The 18,723-nt window shown below is 43.9% G+C and carries 20 protein-coding genes and 5 tRNA genes; 9 read left to right on the forward strand and 16 right to left on the reverse strand.

The window, feature by feature from the left end:
• Positions 1-27 precede the first annotated feature (27 nt).
• Positions 28-726 (reverse strand): TetR/AcrR family transcriptional regulator, encoded by a 699-nt coding sequence (locus tag ACKLNH_RS16110; protein ID WP_413113283.1) that lies wholly within the window; start codon positions 724-726, stop codon positions 28-30.
• A 534-nt stretch (positions 727-1,260) separates the two neighbouring features.
• On the opposite strand from ACKLNH_RS16110, the gene mgtE reads away from it, so the two are divergent.
• The gene (gene mgtE, locus ACKLNH_RS16115) at positions 1,261-2,529 is read left to right on the forward strand and encodes a magnesium transporter (protein ID WP_462476587.1); all 1,269 of its coding nucleotides are present in this window, start codon (positions 1,261-1,263) and stop codon (positions 2,527-2,529) included.
• A gap of 48 nt (positions 2,530-2,577) precedes the next feature.
• On the opposite strand, the gene ACKLNH_RS16120 is transcribed toward mgtE, so the two are convergent.
• The gene (locus ACKLNH_RS16120) at positions 2,578-2,787 is read right to left on the reverse strand and encodes a hypothetical protein (RefSeq protein ID WP_413113285.1); all 210 of its coding nucleotides are present in this window, start codon (positions 2,785-2,787) and stop codon (positions 2,578-2,580) included.
• A gap of 100 nt (positions 2,788-2,887) precedes the next feature.
• Positions 2,888-3,280 (reverse strand): hypothetical protein, encoded by a 393-nt coding sequence (locus ACKLNH_RS16125; protein ID WP_413113286.1) that lies wholly within the window; start codon positions 3,278-3,280, stop codon positions 2,888-2,890.
• Between the two features lie 172 nt (positions 3,281-3,452).
• Here ACKLNH_RS16125 and ACKLNH_RS16130 point away from each other — a divergent pair, with 172 nt between their 5' ends.
• Positions 3,453-3,710 (forward strand): DUF5062 family protein, encoded by a 258-nt coding sequence (locus ACKLNH_RS16130; protein ID WP_413113287.1) that lies wholly within the window; start codon positions 3,453-3,455, stop codon positions 3,708-3,710.
• A 58-nt stretch (positions 3,711-3,768) separates the two neighbouring features.
• On the opposite strand, the gene ACKLNH_RS16135 is transcribed toward ACKLNH_RS16130, so the two are convergent.
• A complete protein-coding gene (locus tag ACKLNH_RS16135; protein ID WP_413113288.1) occupies positions 3,769-3,948 on the reverse strand; it encodes a restriction endonuclease subunit S domain-containing protein in 180 nt (59 codons plus the stop codon).
• Between the two features lie 79 nt (positions 3,949-4,027).
• Between ACKLNH_RS16135 and ACKLNH_RS16140 the strand changes: the two genes are divergently transcribed.
• A complete protein-coding gene (locus tag ACKLNH_RS16140; RefSeq protein ID WP_413113289.1) occupies positions 4,028-4,498 on the forward strand; it encodes a CreA family protein in 471 nt (156 codons plus the stop codon).
• 113 nt (positions 4,499-4,611) lie between these two features.
• Positions 4,612-7,143, forward strand: coding sequence for a response regulator (locus ACKLNH_RS16145; RefSeq protein WP_413113290.1), 2,532 nt, complete (start codon positions 4,612-4,614; stop codon positions 7,141-7,143).
• A gap of 59 nt (positions 7,144-7,202) precedes the next feature.
• Here the strand turns inward: ACKLNH_RS16145 and ACKLNH_RS16150 are convergent.
• From ACKLNH_RS16150 to ACKLNH_RS16170, 5 genes are all read right to left on the reverse strand, one after another.
• A tRNA-Cys gene (locus ACKLNH_RS16150) sits at positions 7,203-7,276 on the reverse strand.
• A gap of 28 nt (positions 7,277-7,304) precedes the next feature.
• Positions 7,305-7,380, reverse strand: a tRNA-Gly gene (locus ACKLNH_RS16155).
• Between the two features lie 26 nt (positions 7,381-7,406).
• A tRNA-Leu gene (locus tag ACKLNH_RS16160) sits at positions 7,407-7,493 on the reverse strand.
• A gap of 77 nt (positions 7,494-7,570) precedes the next feature.
• Positions 7,571-7,646: transfer RNA gene (locus tag ACKLNH_RS16165), tRNA-Gly, on the reverse strand.
• Between the two features lie 3 nt (positions 7,647-7,649).
• Positions 7,650-7,723, reverse strand: a tRNA-Cys gene (locus ACKLNH_RS16170).
• Positions 7,724-8,017: 294 nt separating this feature from the next.
• Here ACKLNH_RS16170 and ACKLNH_RS16175 point away from each other — a divergent pair.
• Together ACKLNH_RS16175 and ACKLNH_RS16180 are read left to right on the forward strand one after the other, a co-directional pair.
• Positions 8,018-8,329, forward strand: a complete 312-nt coding sequence (locus ACKLNH_RS16175; RefSeq protein ID WP_413113291.1) for a hypothetical protein — start codon at positions 8,018-8,020, stop codon at positions 8,327-8,329.
• A 133-nt stretch (positions 8,330-8,462) separates the two neighbouring features.
• On the forward strand, positions 8,463-9,362 hold the full coding sequence (locus ACKLNH_RS16180; RefSeq protein ID WP_413113292.1) for a DMT family transporter: 900 nt from the start codon (positions 8,463-8,465) through the stop codon (positions 9,360-9,362).
• A gap of 220 nt (positions 9,363-9,582) precedes the next feature.
• Here ACKLNH_RS16180 and ACKLNH_RS16185 read toward each other — a convergent pair whose 3' ends face one another.
• The gene (locus ACKLNH_RS16185; RefSeq protein ID WP_413113293.1) at positions 9,583-9,750 is read right to left on the reverse strand and encodes a hypothetical protein; all 168 of its coding nucleotides are present in this window, start codon (positions 9,748-9,750) and stop codon (positions 9,583-9,585) included.
• 564 nt (positions 9,751-10,314) lie between these two features.
• On the opposite strand from ACKLNH_RS16185, the gene ACKLNH_RS16190 reads away from it, so the two are divergent.
• The 3 genes from ACKLNH_RS16190 to ACKLNH_RS16200 all read left to right on the forward strand — a co-directional run bounded on the left by ACKLNH_RS16190 (position 10,315) and on the right by ACKLNH_RS16200 (position 13,991).
• Positions 10,315-11,331, forward strand: coding sequence for a sugar ABC transporter substrate-binding protein (locus ACKLNH_RS16190; protein ID WP_413113294.1), 1,017 nt, complete (start codon positions 10,315-10,317; stop codon positions 11,329-11,331).
• Between the two features lie 70 nt (positions 11,332-11,401).
• A complete protein-coding gene (locus ACKLNH_RS16195; RefSeq protein ID WP_413113295.1) occupies positions 11,402-12,895 on the forward strand; it encodes a sugar ABC transporter ATP-binding protein in 1,494 nt (497 codons plus the stop codon).
• 76 nt (positions 12,896-12,971) lie between these two features.
• A complete protein-coding gene (locus tag ACKLNH_RS16200; protein WP_413113296.1) occupies positions 12,972-13,991 on the forward strand; it encodes an ABC transporter permease in 1,020 nt (339 codons plus the stop codon).
• A 101-nt stretch (positions 13,992-14,092) separates the two neighbouring features.
• Here ACKLNH_RS16200 and ureG read toward each other — a convergent pair whose 3' ends face one another.
• From ureG to ACKLNH_RS16230, 6 genes are all read right to left on the reverse strand, one after another.
• On the reverse strand, positions 14,093-14,725 hold the full coding sequence (gene ureG / locus ACKLNH_RS16205; RefSeq protein WP_413113297.1) for an urease accessory protein UreG: 633 nt from the start codon (positions 14,723-14,725) through the stop codon (positions 14,093-14,095).
• Between the two features lie 14 nt (positions 14,726-14,739).
• Positions 14,740-15,429: an urease accessory protein UreF gene (locus ACKLNH_RS16210; protein ID WP_413113298.1), complete on the reverse strand. Its 690-nt coding sequence runs from the start codon at positions 15,427-15,429 to the stop codon at positions 14,740-14,742.
• A 9-nt stretch (positions 15,430-15,438) separates the two neighbouring features.
• Positions 15,439-16,026 (reverse strand): HupE/UreJ family protein, encoded by a 588-nt coding sequence (locus tag ACKLNH_RS16215; RefSeq protein ID WP_413113299.1) that lies wholly within the window; start codon positions 16,024-16,026, stop codon positions 15,439-15,441.
• 42 nt (positions 16,027-16,068) lie between these two features.
• Positions 16,069-16,518, reverse strand: a complete 450-nt coding sequence (ureE, locus tag ACKLNH_RS16220) for an urease accessory protein UreE (RefSeq protein WP_413113300.1) — start codon at positions 16,516-16,518, stop codon at positions 16,069-16,071.
• Between the two features lie 82 nt (positions 16,519-16,600).
• The gene (gene ureC / locus ACKLNH_RS16225; RefSeq protein ID WP_413113301.1) at positions 16,601-18,304 is read right to left on the reverse strand and encodes an urease subunit alpha; all 1,704 of its coding nucleotides are present in this window, start codon (positions 18,302-18,304) and stop codon (positions 16,601-16,603) included.
• A gap of 79 nt (positions 18,305-18,383) precedes the next feature.
• Positions 18,384-18,719 (reverse strand): urease subunit beta, encoded by a 336-nt coding sequence (locus ACKLNH_RS16230; RefSeq protein ID WP_413113302.1) that lies wholly within the window; start codon positions 18,717-18,719, stop codon positions 18,384-18,386.
• Positions 18,720-18,723 lie beyond the last annotated feature (4 nt).

Consider the following 18,723-nt stretch of genomic DNA (forward strand, 5'->3'; position numbering starts at 1 on the left):
GAATTTGTGTAAATAAAAAGGACGGAGCTACTCCCGCCCTTTATGAACCGCATGAATTATTTGCCTTGCTGTCTCTTGTGCTGATCGCCATTCACTCTCATCATTGGGAAAATCAAACCCCCAACCCGCGCAATAACGGCGCAATGCATCAATGAATGGGTGTGAACTACTGAGCTGCGCTGAATTCGCTTCAATCATACCGAAGCCAGAATTATCTATCTCACGAAGCCCAAACGTTAAGCCCATAATGCCACACAGAAAATGCTTACCCTTCTCTGCATCTACGTTTAAAGCTGATGTAAATATTGGAACCGCACTTCGTTCTGTTTCTGCCCCCACGCGAGTTAACTCTAAAACCCGATTATTGGAGGCACGTTTCCATATTGATGGCAAGCAAGCCATCTGAATAACTTCTGATTCGCTCGGGTTGATGGCAGAAGACTCCCAACCAAGAAAGGGCATCACTAACAACTTTTCTCGATTATCTAGCGTGGTATGACTCAGTTCATTTATCCAACGCTGATGCTTTTTAATAACTTCAACAGCACAACCTACTAATAAATCTTCTTTGCTGGCAAAATGGGAATAGACGACCCCCATAGAGCACTCACTCACTTTGGCTATATCGGCCATTTTTAAATCTAAAAAGCCGTGCTCTGAGAGCAGTTCAATAGTGCCAAGAATGATGTTTTTTTCCCGTTGCTGTCTCTTCAGCTGCTTGTTCATGCAGGGGCCTAATCACATAATATTCATTAATACACAATCCGAATAATATTCGGATTACATTCAGCTCGCAACTCTTTTTGTTTCAACGAACAAAAAATAAGCGATAGTGGACAACAAACCAACAAGCACACATTTTTTTACATTCTGTAGTGGCATTTATAGCACTTTTCCAGTAAAGTCCGCGCCATCTTAAATTATCAAGGAGCACACCTGTGGACCCCAATAGTTGTCATTTATTCAATTATTAAACATCCTCTGGCGTCGCTTTTGATTATAAGCCTCACTAGAGTGAGGCAGTGTAAGAAATCTCTTTTCTAAGCAGTCCTACCTGCCCGGCCTTTACGGCCAAATTCTGTGGTTTTCATAAGGAAACACACCCATGCAATCAAGCAACCAGGAACCTCCTAGTTGGTGGTTTAACTTAACCTATTTGTATTGATTTGAAGGCTTTTGCGTCTTCAAGTCTGGAGATGCATTATGGAACTCATTCACAATGATCCACGCCTCATTGTCACTGATGATGAAAAAGTTTACATGGCAAGCCAACCTGCCGATATCGCAGAGCGCTTTAACGGTATGTCACGTAGCGACGTTGTTGCGCTATTCACCCAGTTAAGCATTCGATATCAAGTTGAAGTTGTCAGCCACCTGTCTGAACGCAATCAAATCGCTCTGGCTACCCGCCTGCCGCGTTTTCGTTTAGCATCTATCGTCTCGGCGATGGATTCAGATGACCGCGCCGACTTCTTTAATCGCATGCCAGAAGAAGCACAACAACAATTATTGCCAGCCTTAGCTTATGCCGAACGCGAAGATATTCGTCTACTGTCGTCATATGATGAAGGCACCGCAGGGTCAATTATGACTTCTGATTACGCTTTTTTGTCACCAGGACTAACGCCAGTTGAAGCAATCAACACATTGCGTCGTATCGCGCCAGATGCCGAAACGGTGTACCACGCCTATATCGTCGATGACGAACGAAAACTCTTGGGTACGGTTTCGTTACGTGATCTAATCTTAGCCGCACCAAGCCAAACGCTTGAGCAGCTCATGGTTAAAGACGTGATATCTGTTACCTGTGATATGGACAAAGAGAAAGTCTCGCAGATTGTTGCACACTATGACTTAATGGCTCTACCAGTAACGAATCAAGATGGGCAGCTGCTCGGCATCATCACACACGATGATATCCTTGATGTTGTCACGGAAGAAGCAACCGAAGATATGCACAAAAGTGCTAATATCGGTAAGCTCACCACCAGCTTAAAAGACGCCTCTGCCACTCTACTGTATAAAAAGCGCGTGGTATGGCTGGTTCTATTGGTGTTTGGCAATATATTCTCTGGGGCTGGTATTGCTCACTTTGAAGATATTATTACTTCTTATGTTGCACTGGTCTTCTTCCTACCACTGTTGATAGATAGTGGTGGTAACGCGGGTTCGCAATCGGCAACATTGATGGTACGCGCACTCGCGACCGGTGAAGTTGAGCTTAAAGACTGGAGCAAAATGCTCAGCCGAGAAGTATTCACCTCCCTCGCACTCGGTCTTAGTATGGCTGCGGCAGTTTATGGCTTAGGGCTATATCGCGGTGGCGCAGACGTTGCAATGGTCGTTGGTATCAGTATGGTTATCATTGTGATGGTCGGCAGTTTAGTCGGAACCATGTTGCCGTTCATTTTGCATCGCTTGAACCTTGACCCTGCGTCTGCCAGTGCCCCGATGATCACCTCAATCGCAGATATTTCTGGGGTATTAATCTACTTGGCCATCGCCTCTGCACTATTAAATATTGGCTAGTAAAGCCCAATGATTTAAACAAAAAACCCAGCCACTCTCGGCTGGGTTTTATGCTGCACAACAATATAGCGCGAGTTCTTTTTCTAGCGCCAATAACTCACGTATATCAGCATCAAGACTCTCTCTTTCAAACCGCTCAGTCGCCCGCAGAAGCGTATCGTTATCATCAACGTTCGCCAAACGACTCAATCGCACCACCCGTTCTCTTAGGGTGACTAATTCATGTGTAATTTCGGCTACAATCCACTCGTCACTCATTCACTTTACCTATACCAATAAAGAATCATTCGATAATAACGTGTAAAATGATGGTATTACAATAAGAAAGCAAATAATTGACAAAGTTCTAACACACACTTCATCCCTTATTGAAAAGGTAATAAGTAAGAATCGTAACAGAAGAGACTGGCACGCCAATCGTGAACATCATTAGTGGCGCTGCGTGGCTCATCTTAACGGCCGACTGGGGGAATGCATATATCGACCAAACACAATAGAATGCGACACACTGACAAATTAGCCAAAATGCCAGTAAACCATAATGCACTCCTCGCGGGCTATATTGATTATCAGAAAAGTACAGTAATAGTGCCGTGACGATGCACAATGGAAAGCTCATCCACCCTGCCAATATCACACTATCTAACCAGGTATGATTTAGCATAAGTTGCTCAAGCACGATGATAGCTACCGCCACTAACGTGTAAATAAGCAACTTACGATAACTTCTGGGTACCACTCGCTGGTTCATTTGCGGTCCCTCATACGGCTAGTGATAGGGTTACCAATAACTATAGCAAGCCAACCACCACTCCTTCGCCAATTGCTGCTTCATTAACTAGACTCATCGCGCACTTTTAAAGAGAAGGGGATGTTACGCATTCAATTTGCCATTATGCTCTAGGTAAGATCAGGAGAGGCGTATGAAAAAATTTCGACATGAAAATCAACTTATAAAAAAAGCATTAGAGGTTGGACTCAAGTATGCCAAGCAAAGAGGCTACGATAATTTAGAGCCGGGTACACCCCAGCCAGTAAAAATAGAAGTTGTTTATAGGTTGTTGGTGCAAGATAAGCAGATAACTGCACTACCAACAAACCGAGAAGATGGACCAAACATGAAACACAAGCTGGTGATATGGATCAGTAAAATGTTACCCAAAGATCATGAATGGTTGTAACAAAAAAGGACGCCTTCGCGCCCTTTTCTAAGCAATAAGAAGTCACATTTACGCCTGATTATTCAGGCTTTTTCTTACCTGTCATATACGCTTCAAGAAGCTCTGGTGTTAATTCACCCGCTTCTTCTAAACGCTTTAGTTCCGCTACGATCTTCTTTTGCTCGTCAATCGACGGCACTGGCAGATCAGGTTCTTTATTAATGTCGGTATCGTTAACCAAGTTTAATGTATCTAACATCGATATATCCTAGTTGAGTCTTACTGGGATGAAGTATACCTTAATCAATAGATAAAAATCATTTCACGGAAGCTTGATTATGAAAACACCAGTACGTATTGCCGCCATCATGATGTTCTCCAGCCTTACCCTTGGAGGCTGTGGCGGAGATAACGTCGGCGATGTTTCTTTAGGCATGTTTACCCTAAAAGACATCAAACTCAATACCTTGGTCGATCCCATTGTGTCGGGTGTTACTTGCCACGTTGCGTCTATTGAAGCCAACCTCAGCCTGGCTGATCCCAGTGATAGCTCTATTTCGTGCCGTCAAACCGGTGAAATTACCCCAGAAATGATTGCGCAAATTGATAAAAGCAAATCAGGTGAGGTCGTGTTTAAAAAATCAAAAAGCGTTTTCTTCAAATCGATGAAAATCAGACGTATTTTTGACCCTGAAAACCAGACGCTGATGTATCTCTCCTACTCAACCAAAGAGACATCCGGTAGCTTTAAACACAGCCTATCAACCGTACCATTATGGGGAACGGCTGCCTATATTGACATCCAATAGACACGAACATGACAAAAAGAGGCTTGTTGCAGGCTAACAGGTACAAATAGTTCGATGATTTCCTATTCATCTCCTATTCTCAGATTAAGGAATGAATAAGGATCAATACAACGATGACGCAGCAACTTTTCTTTGTTTACACTGGCTTATATTCGCTCGCTACCGCTGTGCTCGTTTGGGGGCTAAACACAACAGGAACAGATATACCCAGTGTTCCTGCGTATTCCTTTTTTATTACGGCCAGTTATTTTTTAGGGCTATTCTCTTTACGAATAGCCCTACATTATACCACCCGGCCAACAAGCAATACTGCAGCTTTAGCGCCTCAGTACAGTAAAGAAGCGACAACGCCCACTACCGTAATAGACAAGCCTACAATGCGTAAATCCGCTTCCCGTACTGATAACAGTGAACAGAGCCGTCCAGCCCTTAACGTATTGTATCAAGATAAAGCGGATCAAGATAAAACCGAGCCTGATGTAGACAACAGTGCATCAACCGACCTCATTCAGATCCAACAACGCTTACTCAGTGGAGTTCGTGAAGAACTCTATCAAACCATTATCAATATGCACGATCTCAATGAGCTATTACAACGCGGGAGGCTCGATAATCAGCAACAACAAGTAGCGACTCAACTCTCGCAACATACCCAAGCGGCCCTATTAATGTTAGATGATGTGAGCGAGTTTAGTCAGGAAAATGCCGACAGTATTTCACTGAATCACCATCCTTTTAACCTCGATATCTTACTGCAAAACATTATCAGTGAACTACCCTTGACGGAACATAACAAAGAAGTGTTACTCAATGTTCATCCTTGTAGTGAATACCAACTCACTGGTGATCCACTGCGCATAAAAATAATTCTACAAAATCTACTGGCTCATGCACTAAACCGAATAAATGCAGGCGAAGTGAAATTAAATATCAGTCTCACTCCCCTCAATGATTCCACCTGCACACTATCAGGTAGTGTTTGTGATAATGGCAACGCTATCCCTCAGGCACAACAAACCAAGTTGTATAGTAATATATTAAGAACGCAACCTGCCAAATATCCCCACAATAGCGCCTATGGGCAACATCTAGCGACGACTCATCTATTGCTTAAACAAATGAACGGACACCTTGCTTTAAGTAGCATAGAAGACAAAGGCAATGAGTTCTTTTTTTCGATGACACTGGCATGCAGCCCCGTTAATACCTTGCCCGTCGCAGCTCAGCAGGTTCTATTGATAGAAGATAGCCATGCGTCTTCTAAAGTTATCCAATATCTATGCAAGCAATTTACCTGGCAGGTACACCATGCGTCTTCTGCCAAAGAAGCGCTTACAATACTGGAACACCACGAATTTGATGTCATTTTAATTAACTATGCCTTGCCAGATGTCGATGGCATAACCCTGTGCCAACATTTTAAAGCGCAATACCCAACTGCTCGTAGGATATTGCTTGTACCAATAAACAACAAAAACCTACGTCAGGAGATTAATAACACCGCAACTGACAACCTAGTTAACCACGTTCTGTATAAGCCTTTCACACCAGCGCAACTTCAACAAGCCGTTGCCAAGACACGTCACCAAACACAGCGCCTAAGCAGCAATAGCAAACCACTCGAACATCAGCTCGTGTTACTAGTAGATAGCCATCTATCCAGCCAACGCATTACCAAAGGCCGCCTACAACACTTGGGGGCAACGGTGCAGTGTGCGGGAACACATTTTGATGTACTCTCTCAGCTTAATAACCCGGTTAGACCGGATGTTATATTGTTTAACTCATTACCAAACAGAGAAGAAAACCTCTCGTTTTGCCAATATATACAGCGCCATGCAAACAGGCCTTCAACGCCAGTTATTGCACTTATCCATGCCGCCACGCCAGAGCTGCACCAACAATATTTAGCGGCTGGCTTTGCCGACTGCCTAATTAAGCCATGTAATACCACAACACTCGTTAACACGATAATAAAGCATATTGATCATTCCTCATCGCCTGACCACCCTCTGACAGCCATGCCACACCTGTCTGAACGCATTTTCGACCTTGCGAGAGAAAAAAATATCAATATATTAGCAGCACTCCGTATCCATAATGGCAATATCAAAGCCACCAAAAACAGTCTCTTTCATTTCATTCAAGCCGCCCCCAGCCTGATGACCAACCTCGTTAAAGCGATCGCGATAAATAACCACAATCAAGCAGGTAAACTACTTTATCAATTAAAAAGCATGGCAATACAATCAGGGGTTGAGGCATTAGCCAGTAAAATTAGGTTGTATGAAGCAAAGTTTTTAGAAACTCATAAAATCGCCATGACCGGTATCGAGCAATATGAACTAACCCAAATTATGCAAGAGTATCTGGGCTATCTTCGTGAGCTCATCGCCATTTGGCCGACCGAACTCGATGAGCAGCAACAGCAAGACGCAGTGGCGATACTTGAGCAACTTCAACAGGTCGCCCTGTTATTCGATAACCAAAGTGAAGGAGCCGATCTCGCCTTCGAAAAGATTAAGCGCGATCTACAAGATCACTACCCCGACGAGGAAGAAAAGCTCAGGGCAGCTATTCATCACCAAGACTATAAACGCGCTGCCGTTATCTGCCACACGCTCATTGAGCGAGCAAGGCACTAAGCTAACTGGCAGTTAAGCAGACACAAAAAAGCCCTGACGAATAGTCAGGGCTTAAAGTATGGAGGCGCGTCCCGGAGTCGAACCGAGGTCCACGGATTTGCAATCCGCTGCATAGCCACTCTGCCAACGCGCCATATTTCGGTTTGATTCAGTAAGAGAAATGGAGCGACACACGAGGTTCGAACTCGTGACCTCAACCTTGGCAAGGTTGCGCTCTACCAGCTGAGCTAGTGTCGCATACTGCTTACTACAGCAAAAAGAGATGGTGCCCCGGGCCGGACTTGAACCGGCACAACGCGAACGTCGAGGGATTTTAAATCCCTTGTGTCTACCAATTCCACCACCAGGGCACGCAATAATTGCGATGCGCTAACTGAAAAGTTAAACACCATCTGTGTCTCACCGCTTTCGCCATGAGATTTTAATTTGGAGCGACACACGAGGTTCGAACTCGTGACCTCAACCTTGGCAAGGTTGCGCTCTACCAGCTGAGCTAGTGTCGCAAATGGAGGCGCGTCCCGGAGTCGAACCGAGGTCCACGGATTTGCAATCCGCTGCATAGCCACTCTGCCAACACGCCGTTAACTAAGAGGAGTTCCCCTTGGCTATGGGTCGGCATTTTATAGAGTTGAGCAAAAGAGTCAAACAAAAAAATGCAATTAATTACTGATTGATGATTTTAAGATCAATTAATTGAAAGATTAACCACCTTTTGCTCAATTCAACCTCAATCGATAAATTTATCACTATTCAATCTCTAAAGATAAGCTTCAGTTCTACCAACCCCACCTCACCCAAGCCCATAAATATTTGCTATATTTATGCATATGATGGCATAGTGATCAGCGTAGTTAACATATAAAGGAGTGCTATTATGGGGTACAAATATAATTACATTAAAAATGGCTGCTTAATTACTGGACAAGTTGATAGTGTTAAGCCTCTTATCGATGCCGATGTTGCCGCAGCTGTACTAAAACAAGTGGCGAACGAGAGCGGCGAAAAAATCGCGATAAAATGCATCGAGTGGGCAGATAGTGAAAATAAAAACAGCATTGTCGATATGTGTGACTGTAATCAACTTTACATTCCTGACAACAAAGATGACGCACCCATCACGGATATCACAACAATTACCTTTGAAGTTCTCAATCAAAAACACGTTACGGCTTCAGTATTAACCTAATCACCAACGTCAGCCGAGAGCATTCGAGGCTGACTGGCCATTAAGCGTCCCTGACAAGCGATAACAAAATAACAATACGGCACCTTTTGTAAATGTGATAAATTCCTGCCGTTATCCATTGCAAGAGGCAAGTATGCTAACTCACATTAATCACCTGCTCCCTGTTGGCGTTCGTTATATGACGCTATCGGCACTTGGCTTTGCCTTAATGGCGACTTGTGTAAAAACAGTAAGCACGTATGGCATTCCCGTTTTCGAAATTGTTGCCGCACGTGCACTGGTTTCACTCATTATTAGTTACCTCGATGTAAAGCGCAAAGGGATCTCTATATGGGGAAATAATAAGCCATTGTTAGTTGCTCGTGGCGCTGTTGGCACGTTGGCCTTAATCTGTGTTTATTATGCGGTAACAACGCTTCCACTGGCCGAAGCAACCATTCTACAATATATCCACCCAGTGTTTACCGCACTGCTGGCAGTGGTATTTTTGAAAGAACGGGTACATGCCTCAACCATTATTTGCATTGTACTCTGCTTACTCGGCCTTACTGTCATGGTTCAGCCGGGGCTTAGTCAGGGAAATTCCGAGCTCCCACCATTTAGTATTATGATCGCCATTCTTGGCGCATTTGGCAGCGCTATCGCTTATGTTATTGTTCGCAAACTCAGTCAAACAGAAGATAGTTCAGTCATTATTTTTTATTTCCCTTTAATTGCTTTGCCAATGTCGTTATTTCTGATGATGGATGAGTTTGTGATGCCAAGCCTACTGATATGCTTTTTGCTGATCTTAATTGGGATATTTACTCAAATTGGTCAATATGGCTTAACCAAGGCAATGCAAACCCAAGAAGCAGGAAAAGCAACGGCTTACGCCTATGTACAAATTATCTTCTCTATCATTCTTGGCGCACTGTTTTTTAACGAGTTACCGTCCATTTGGACACTGCTTGGCGGCGCACTCATCGTAATTGGCGCATTAATCAATTTATTTGGTGTTAACTTAAAAGCGCACTTTCGTCAGCAACCATAGTGGCGATATTATCTTATCTAATGCATAAGGTGACATAAAAGACTATAGCTAAGCTCGAGCACAACAAGGCTGACAATACATTCATTCTGAGCGCCATTAAGCTGTAACAGTTGATGGCTGCGAACGCCTTTGTCGCTTCGATCGCGAGAAAAAATGCAATATTAAGGCCGAGACTATTCCGCTAAAACAGATATAAAACGCACTGTAGTAATCATAAAACTCACCAACAAATGCCATAACTCATCTGCATTAAGCAAACCAAAATAAAACAGTACCCCACGGCAAGCACCGTATGCGCCCCAAAGCGTAAAGCTAGCCAGCCTGTCGCTAACATAATTGGGATTTCACACCATGCTGCAGCACCAAATAAAAAACCTTGCGCAGACATGCACTCATTAAACAATTGGTAAAGCGGCTTTTTTCGCTATTTCCCAATGCATTGATTCAAAATTTCACTACTCAAGATCGCGAAATTATTATTTCATAAATAATGAAAACGAAATGAATATGTCGCGGCGTAATCATGATTACAGTTCCGCACATTACAGAACAATTGAAAAACACCTATTCATGGAAAATATTTTTCACTTGCAAGGTTATACTTCACACCTATTCGAGCATAAGGACTTGCATCTATATACAGTTAAGAGATCTCTCGCACATTAATGATTTTATATCAATTTATTCAATAACTTAAAAGGGGAGGCGTAAGTGCGAGAGATTTCTAGCTGAGATCGTGTTAACAGTTTAAACAAAATTACCATACCGAATATGGTCATTTTGTCATTGGAGCGATATAGTCTGTTAACGAAAAAGATAAAAAAAATTTTCCAATCATATGAACGTGAAACATGATGATTCTTTAATTTAGTTTCATCAAAGTCATCACCTTTTAACGCGCTTGATTTATTCAATCGTCAAAAGGTGTAAAACTACAATGAAGGAGGCAACGATGCCATCAGCTTTTTGTGACATATCAACACGCATGAAAAAAGCAACAACACATTTCATTGATGCAGTACTTACCCAACCTCGTCGCACAATTAAATTAGTTACAGGTGCAGCGCTATTAATCTTGTTGAGTGCCTGTGGTGGAGAAAAAGCCGACAGCGACACCATTAAGATCGGCGTTGCCATTCCAAACTTTGACGACACATTTAACATTTATTTAAAAGATGCGATGGATGAGTATGCAAAAAGCAAAGACAATGTCAGTGTGGTTTTCGTTGATGCGAAAGAAGATACTGCTCGCCAACTTGGCCAAGTAGAAAACTTTATCGTTCAGCAAATGGATGCCATCATTATTATGCCGGTAAATACCGATGCGACCCAACCAATGACCGACCGAGTCATGGGTAAAGATATCGACCTCGTTTACGTTAACCGACGCCCTGCCTATCTACCCGAAGGTGTGACTTATGTTGGCTCTGATGAGTTAGCATTCGGTGAAACCCAAGCCAGATTCGTCGCTGACAATATCGACGGTGGTAATGTCGGTATCTTAATGGGCATGCTAACAATGGAGGCGGCATTACTAAGAACGCAAGGGGCAGAAGACTACCTTGAGTCACTAGATAACTTTAACGTTACGCGTAAACAAACGGCAATGTGGCAACGTACACAAGCGATGACGGTCATGGAAAACTGGTTACACTCCAGTGAGCCATTGGATGTTGTTATCGCCAATAACGACGAAATGGCACTAGGGGCAATCCAAGCCTTAGAAGCAGCCAATAAGCTTGACGATATTTTGGTCGTCGGTATTGATGCGACGCCTGACGGCGTGATGTCTATAGAGCGTGGCGCCCTAAATGCGACCGTGTTCCAAGATGGCGCAGCACAAGCACGTGGCGCATTGGATGCAGCGTTAAACGCTATCAGTAAGACACAGCAAGATCAAATCACTTGGATTCCTGCTGAGTTAGTATCGCAAGCCAATGTCGCTGCATTCAAAACAAGTCAAAAATAACCTCTCGTAACGAATTTTGAATACACAATATCGGCTCCGCAGACGCGGAGCCAAAACCGGAGATTGTTGTATGGGTCAAGTTATCCTCGAAATGAGAGGCATTACCAAAACATTCCCTGGCGTTAAAGCACTAGACAACGTGCAATTAACCCTAAGAAAAGGGCGTGTCATGGCCCTGATGGGCGAAAACGGCGCGGGGAAATCAACGTTAATGAAGGTTCTGTTCGGAATCTATCAGCGAGACGCGGGGTCAATTCGCTATCAGAACAAAAACATTGAATTTAATGGCGCAAAAGAAGCTCTCGAAGCAGGAATATCGATGATTCACCAAGAGTTGTCGCCTGTTCTTCACCGTAATGTGGCGGAAAATATTTGGTTAGGCCGAGAGCCACTCAAAGGGAAATTTAACCTTGTTGATCATCGTAAAATGTACGCTGACACCGAAGCGTTAATGAAACGTTTAGATCTAGATTTAGATCCTCGCACGCTAATGAAAGATCTGACTGTCGCTACCATGCAAATGGTTGAAATTGCCAAAGCCATTTCATTTGACTCCAAAATTATCATTATGGATGAGCCAACGTCCGCCCTGACAGATAAAGAAGTCGACCACTTATTTAATATCATCCGCAAACTGCAAGAAGAAGGCGTCGCTATCGTCTACATTAGTCATAAAATGGATGAAATTTTCCAAATTTGTGATGATATCACCGTCTTTCGTGATGGTTGTTATGTGGGTGAACGCGAAGCGATTAAAACCGACCATAACGAGTTGGTAAAAATGATGGTTGGTCGCGATTTAGGTGACGTCTTCCCACCGCCAACCAGCAAGCCCGGACAGGTGAGGCTGGAAGTTAAGAACCTAACCAGCAAAGGCGCATTTAAGGATATTAGTTTTAAACTCCATGAAGGGGAAATACTTGGCATTGCTGGACTGGTTGGCGCTGGCCGAACAGAATTAGTCGAAACCCTGTTTGGCGTACGTAATAAAGATATTGGTGAGATTTGGTTGAACGGCGAGCAAATTGAAATCAACCACCCTCAAGTTGCGATCAAAAACAAGATGGCTTTCCTTACCGAAGATCGTCGCCAATCTGGACTCTATTTGATGTTGGATATCTTTGCCAACACGTCCATAGCGCATTTAGATTCTTACAAACATTCTGTCTTTAATTTATTGGATGTGCGCAAAATGCGCAAAGAGACGACGGATCAATGTGCCAAATTACGGGTTAAAACCCCTAACATGCATGAGGCCATCGATAACCTCAGTGGTGGTAATCAACAAAAAGTGCTTCTAGCAAGGTGGATGTTGACCAAGCCAGATATTTTATTCTTGGATGAACCGACCCGAGGTATTGACGTTGGTGCGAAGAGCGAAATCTATAAACTAATGCGTTTACTTACAGGGATGGGAAAAAGCTTGGTTATGATCTCATCAGAGCTACCTGAGGTAATTGGCATGAGTGACAATATTTTGGTCATGCATGAAGGCCAGTGTAAAGGTTATATCAAAGGCCCTGACGCTACCCAAGAAAATATTATGTCAATGGCACTTCACTGATTAAATATACTGTATCAAAAAATATATCCAGCCTGAAGCAATGCTTCAGCGCTACATAACATCGAGGAATGTCGTTATGATTGCCAAAATTATACAAGCCACATCTGGCGAAGACTCTCATATTATGAGTGCCAGAAAGTTTATGGCGAAATATGCGATATATATGGTTTTTGTTGCCATGTGTATCATTATGTCAATTCTATCACCGGTATTTTTAACCGTTGGTAACCTCCTTAATGTAATGACCCAGATGGCGAGTATTGGCCTACTCGCCTTGGGGGTCACCATTATCATTATTACTCGAGGGATTGATCTTTCTTCCGGCTCAGTATTAGCATTAGCCGCCGTTGTTTCAGCCAGTATGGCCCAGTCCGCCGACTGGGCTATGCGGATGTTTCCAAACATGCCGGAAATGCCGATTTTTGTTCCCATCTTTGCCGCCCTTGCAGTGGGTGTAGCCTGCGGCCTGATTAGTGGTGCGTTAATTGCCTATACAGGGATACCTCCATTCATTGCTACTTTGGGTATGATGATCATTGCTCGTGGTGCAGCACTGCTCTACTCTGGCGGTCGTCCCGTCAGCAGCTTGATCGGCGGCTATCAGTGGATTGGCCAAGGGAACATATTAGGCATTCCAGTGCCGGTGGTCATCTTTGCGGTAATGGCGTTTATCTCCTATGTATTGCTTAATTATACCCGCTTTGGTAAATACGCCTATGCCATTGGCGGTAATGAAAACGCCGCGTACGTATCAGGCATCAACGTCAAAAAATACAAAATTCTTGTTTATGCTTATGCTGGCCTGTTGGCTGGTATTGCCGCCCTTATCCTTGCAGGCCGTATCAACTCCGGCCAACCCGGGCTTGGCAATATGTACGAGTTAGATGCTATCGCGTCGGCCACAGTTGGTGGTGTCTCACACGCTGGTGGTATTGGTACAATTCAAGGTACGATTATCGGTACGATGATCATGGGAGTACTGCAAAACGGTCTCGATTTGCTAAACATCTCGGCTTACTGGCAACAGGTGGTTAAAGGCTTGGTGATTGTCGTTGCTGTTGTATTTGACATGAAGCGCCAAAAGAAAAGCAAATAACTTCGTTTCAACTTAGCAATTCAAGATGAGGCACCTTAATCCTCCTAAGGTTGCCTCTCTTTTTTTGGGATAACATAACTTCGATGACTACATAGCTTCGATTATACTGTCGGCTCTTTTAATGTAAGCATCCCTTCCGTCACGATGAAGTTTATGATCGTATCCAACCCTTTACTCTCTTTAAGGTTGGTAAAGACATAAGGCTTGGCCGGTCTCATACGTTGTGTATCTTGCTCCATTACTTCTAATGAAGCACCAACATAAGGGGCAAGATCGATTTTATTAATCACAAGCAGATCTGAGCGAGTAATACCCGGCCCGCCTTTTCTTGGGATTTTCTCTCCTTCAGCAACATCTATCACATAGATGGTCAAATCAGCAAGCTCAGGGCTAAATGTCGCACTTAAGTTATCACCACCGCTCTCGACAAAGACCACATCTAAGTTCTTATGACGAATCGCTAACTCCTCGACTGCGGCAAGGTTCATTGATGCATCTTCTCGAATAGCAGTGTGTGGACAGCCTCCCGTTTCAACCCCGATAATACGGTCAGGTGCGAGTGCTTCTGCGCGCGTAAGAATTTTTGCATCCTCCTGGGTATAAATATCATTGGTAACCACTGCAATATTTAACTTGTCCCGAATCGCTTTACATAACACTTCCAATAAGGCTGTTTTCCCAGAGCCAACCGGGCCGCCAATACCAATTCGAAGAGGTTGCTTGTAACTTTCCATTCTCTAAATCCTTTTTATGAGCGAAATAATCGGGTGTACTGTGTTTGATGTAACGCACTTGCCATCGCTAACGAAGGCGTGAAGCTCCCAATCATCCACTCTTCAATATTTGATGCACTCTCAATCGCTTGAGGAAATTCCTTGGTAATATTTATTAACGCAATCTGACCATCCGTTTGCCCCAAGGGTATTAACTTAATCCCAGCCGTCACAATATTCTCTAACCAACTCCATAAATAACCTTGCTTTAATGAACTAAGACCTATTTTCCAATGATGAGCCGCGATACATAAGCCCAATAAAAAGTTAGGTTGGCTATTAATCGAATGGACGACTGAGATATCGATTTCAAGCTTTTTAAGTAACGTATTTAATGCCAGACCACGTTGTCTCTCTTCAGCACGAAGTTCGCTGGTCTCCCTACTGGTATAAAGTACATTACACCAGTATTCTATTTGATCTAATTCATCACTTTCTAACGCGAGATAAATTCTATCGATAATGGGCAATTCAAGTGTTGCCATACTTGACGACATGATATGCGTCAACCACGCTTCCATATCTGAACGATTTGCTACCCATCCAGCTTCAACTGCATACTCAAGCCCTTGCGAATAGGTAAATCCACCGACAGGCAATGACGGGCTAATTAGCTGGAACAACCGGTAACAAGCCACATCACGCTGCTGCTGACAATTCATCATTTTGACCTGTTATACCACTAGCAAAAATAGTGCGCTGGCTAAAGCAACGCCAACCGACAACCACTTTGTTTTCGCGAAATACCCTAAAGCTGAGCCTACGGTCATTAACAACCCAGCACTAATCAACATCCCAGCAGCAAACTGTGCTATCTGGCTTGTCGCTTCTACACCATGCGCATACCCATGAAAAAACATCATGCCGATTGAGGCGTAGATAGCCGTATTAACACGTTTTTGAGACGGCGAAAAAACCAACCATACCGCCAAGCTCACCATAAATAGTGAAACGATAATCATCGGTTCAACAATTGCAGAATAACCAACCCCTTGACCAACAGTGAGGCCAACCATTAACGCACTTAGCGCGACCGCTGCAAGCGTCATTTTTTTGTATCGAGATACCTCAATACAACCTAAGATCACACCAAAAGCAGCCAGCATAATCAAATGATCAACGCCAGTAACGGGGTGGATTAACCCAGAAAGCAGTGAATCCGCCAGAACTGAGTGACTATGATGCCCAGGGTGTGCTAACACCGAACAAGAAACAAAGATCGAGATAAATGTAGACAGTACTGCCCATATACGAATTTTCATTATCGCTTCCTTACGCTATATACGAAATTATTGAATGTCTAATCAATGGTGGTGCCCACCCGCTGAACGACCACCGTATGCGCCGCCTTCTGGCTCGAAAGAGGCCTGCTCTGTGGTAACAACGGCACCGAGCCCTTCCACCATTTCATCAAGAACGTGATCATGTTGGTAACGAACCCAACCCATCTCAACCTGCAACGGAACATGTCGATTACCTAAGTGGTAAGCAACTCTGGTCAGCAATAAAACATCATCACAATAGACAGTAGATACCGTCTCTGGGGCTGCTTTTATCTCAATGGTGATTCCGCATTCACTTTTAAGCTGCTCTCCACCACGAAGAATATGCCCACGAGGCAAAAAGAGGCCGGCTTCTCGTCCATCATCGAGAGTGACTTTCAAACGGCTCTTTATACGGCTATCAATGGGAAGACTTAGGAAGCCATCGGGGGTTTGTTCCGCATTACAACTTATACTAGTTAATTCAATCATCTAGATACCTATACATCCTTAAATAGGATTTCAAACAAAACTCATATACAAAGTGGCGCTACCAGATTGAGGCATTACCCAACTAAAATAAAAAATAGCGCTGCGCCATTGGAAGTACATCGGCAGGCTCACACGTTAATAGCTCACCATCGGCTCGAACTTGATAGGTCTGCGAATCCACTTCAATCTTGGGCATCCAATCATTAAGCTTCATATCTGACTTACTGATATCTCGACACCCTTTCACAACACCGATAAGGCTCTGTAAACCTAGTTCTTTATCAATACCTTGCGCTTTAGCTTCTTGAGAGATAAACAGCATTGACGTGTTTTTACTGGCTTTACCGTAACTGCCAAACATTGAACGATAGTGAACTGGTTGCGGTGTTGGAATGGATGCATTGGGGTCTCCCATCGGAGCTATCGCAATCATACCGCCTTTAATAATCACGCTCGGTTTTACACCAAAAAACGCAGGTTTCCATAATACTAAGTCAGCCAATTTGCCGCTTTCTATCGAGCCAATTTCATGTGACATACCATGTGTAATCGCAGGGTTAATGGTATATTTTGCCACGTAGCGTTTTAAGCGGAAATTATCACTATAGCTAGAATCTTCAGCCAAACTCCCACGCTGTACCTTCATTTTATGAGCGGTTTGCCATGTTCGAGTAATAACTTCACCAACACGTCCCATTGCTTGAGAATCTGAAGCGATCATCGAGAAGGCTCCCAGATCATGCAGTATATCTTCGGCAGCGATGGTTTCACGTCGAATACGTGATTCTGCAAAAGCGACATCTTCAGCAATAGAAGGGGATAAGTGATGACAGACCATCAGCATATCTAAATGCTCATCGGCCGTGTTAATCGTGTAAGGTCGCGTGGGGTTCGTCGACGAAGGCAGCACGTTTGGCTCACCGGCTGCTTTAATGATATCTGGCGCATGTCCGCCACCAGCACCTTCAGTATGGTAGGTATGAATAACACGATCACCAATCGCACCGAGGGTCGATTCGACAAAGCCAGATTCATTTAACGTATCGGTATGAATCGCCACTTGCACATCCATTTCATCCGCGACCGTTAAACAAGTATCAATCGATGCCGGCGTCGTGCCCCAATCTTCATGCAATTTTAGCCCAACAGCCCCTGCGGCGACTTGCTCACGCAACGCCTCTGGTTGACTCGCATTGCCTTTACCTAACAAACCAAAGTTCATTGGAAACTCATCCAATGACTCTAACATGCGATGCATATTCCATGGACCTGGTGTACACGTTGTCGCATTCGTTCCCGTATTAGGTCCAGTACCACCACCTATCATTGTGGTAACACCTGAAGCGAGAGCTTCTTCAATTTGCTGAGGACAAATAAAGTGAATATGTGAATCAATACCGCCAGCGGTTAAAATAGAACCTTCACCAGCAAGAATTTCTGTCCCTGGGCCAATAATAATATCAACACCGGGCTGTACATCTGGATTTCCCGCTTTACCAAGCGCTTGGATGCGTCCATCTTTTATCGCGACATCCGCTTTTATAATGCCCCAATAATCCAACACCACCGCATTCGTAATCACAAGATCTGGGGTTTCCGCACTCACGCGTTGACTCTGCCCCATCCCATCTCGGATCACTTTTCCACCACCAAATTTCACTTCGTCGCCATAAACGGTCAGATCTTGCTCGACTTCAAGCCATAATTCCGTGTCTGCAAGACGTACTCGGTCGCCAACCGTCGGACCAAACATCTCTGCGTATGCTTGTCTCGATATCGTCGCCATTATTAATCCTTTAATTTCTTATTTTATCCATCGAACAATAGCGGTCATCATGCCGCTATAAGCCCACGGGCTGACCCGCTTATAACTTACCCATGACTTTACCTTGAAACCCGTAGACTTCTCGTTGCCCGGCATATTCGACTAACTCGACAGTGCGGAATTGACCAGGCTCAAAGCGAGTTGCAGTTCCCGCGGGAATATTTAGACGAAAACCTTTCGTCAATTCTCGTTCAAAATGCAGTGCTTGATTTGCTTCAAAGAAGTGATAATGGGAACCAATTTGAATAGGGCGATCACCGACATTCTTAACACTTACAGAAACGGTTTCACGCCCCTCATTTAGGGTGATATGACCCTCAGGGGTTTCAATTTTTCCCGGCACAAGGCCGCTATAGTTTGTATTTGACGTCGCCAAAATG

Source organism: Thaumasiovibrio clandestinus (genome assembly GCF_047250365.1).
Lineage (GTDB): Bacteria > Pseudomonadota > Gammaproteobacteria > Enterobacterales > Vibrionaceae > Thaumasiovibrio.

Bases quoted from the DNA above. Each gene is read 5' to 3' on its own strand.
- ACKLNH_RS16110 (WP_413113283.1), bottom strand. From the start codon at position 726: ATGAACAAGCAGCTGAAGAGACAGCAACGGGAAAAAAACATCATTCTT.
- ACKLNH_RS16195 (WP_413113295.1), top strand. From the start codon at position 11,402: ATGGGTCAAGTTATCCTCGAAATGAGAGGCATTACCAAAACATTCCCT.
- ACKLNH_RS16175 (WP_413113291.1), top strand. From the start codon at position 8,018: ATGGGGTACAAATATAATTACATTAAAAATGGCTGCTTAATTACTGGA.
- ACKLNH_RS16130 (WP_413113287.1), top strand. From the start codon at position 3,453: ATGAAAAAATTTCGACATGAAAATCAACTTATAAAAAAAGCATTAGAG.
- ACKLNH_RS16140 (WP_413113289.1), top strand. From the start codon at position 4,028: ATGAAAACACCAGTACGTATTGCCGCCATCATGATGTTCTCCAGCCTT.
- ACKLNH_RS16120 (WP_413113285.1), bottom strand. From the start codon at position 2,787: ATGAGTGACGAGTGGATTGTAGCCGAAATTACACATGAATTAGTCACC.
- ACKLNH_RS16125 (WP_413113286.1), bottom strand. From the start codon at position 3,280: ATGAACCAGCGAGTGGTACCCAGAAGTTATCGTAAGTTGCTTATTTAC.
- ACKLNH_RS16200 (WP_413113296.1), top strand. From the start codon at position 12,972: ATGATTGCCAAAATTATACAAGCCACATCTGGCGAAGACTCTCATATT.
- ureC (WP_413113301.1), bottom strand. From the start codon at position 18,304: ATGGCGACGATATCGAGACAAGCATACGCAGAGATGTTTGGTCCGACG.
- ACKLNH_RS16145 (WP_413113290.1), top strand. From the start codon at position 4,612: ATGACGCAGCAACTTTTCTTTGTTTACACTGGCTTATATTCGCTCGCT.
- mgtE (WP_462476587.1), top strand. From the start codon at position 1,261: ATGGCAAGCCAACCTGCCGATATCGCAGAGCGCTTTAACGGTATGTCA.
- ACKLNH_RS16185 (WP_413113293.1), bottom strand. From the start codon at position 9,750: ATGTCTGCGCAAGGTTTTTTATTTGGTGCTGCAGCATGGTGTGAAATC.
- ACKLNH_RS16215 (WP_413113299.1), bottom strand. From the start codon at position 16,026: ATGAAAATTCGTATATGGGCAGTACTGTCTACATTTATCTCGATCTTT.
- ureG (WP_413113297.1), bottom strand. From the start codon at position 14,725: ATGGAAAGTTACAAGCAACCTCTTCGAATTGGTATTGGCGGCCCGGTT.
- ACKLNH_RS16135 (WP_413113288.1), bottom strand. From the start codon at position 3,948: ATGTTAGATACATTAAACTTGGTTAACGATACCGACATTAATAAAGAA.
- ACKLNH_RS16210 (WP_413113298.1), bottom strand. From the start codon at position 15,429: ATGATGAATTGTCAGCAGCAGCGTGATGTGGCTTGTTACCGGTTGTTC.
- ACKLNH_RS16180 (WP_413113292.1), top strand. From the start codon at position 8,463: ATGCTAACTCACATTAATCACCTGCTCCCTGTTGGCGTTCGTTATATG.
- ACKLNH_RS16190 (WP_413113294.1), top strand. From the start codon at position 10,315: ATGCCATCAGCTTTTTGTGACATATCAACACGCATGAAAAAAGCAACA.
- ureE (WP_413113300.1), bottom strand. From the start codon at position 16,518: ATGATTGAATTAACTAGTATAAGTTGTAATGCGGAACAAACCCCCGAT.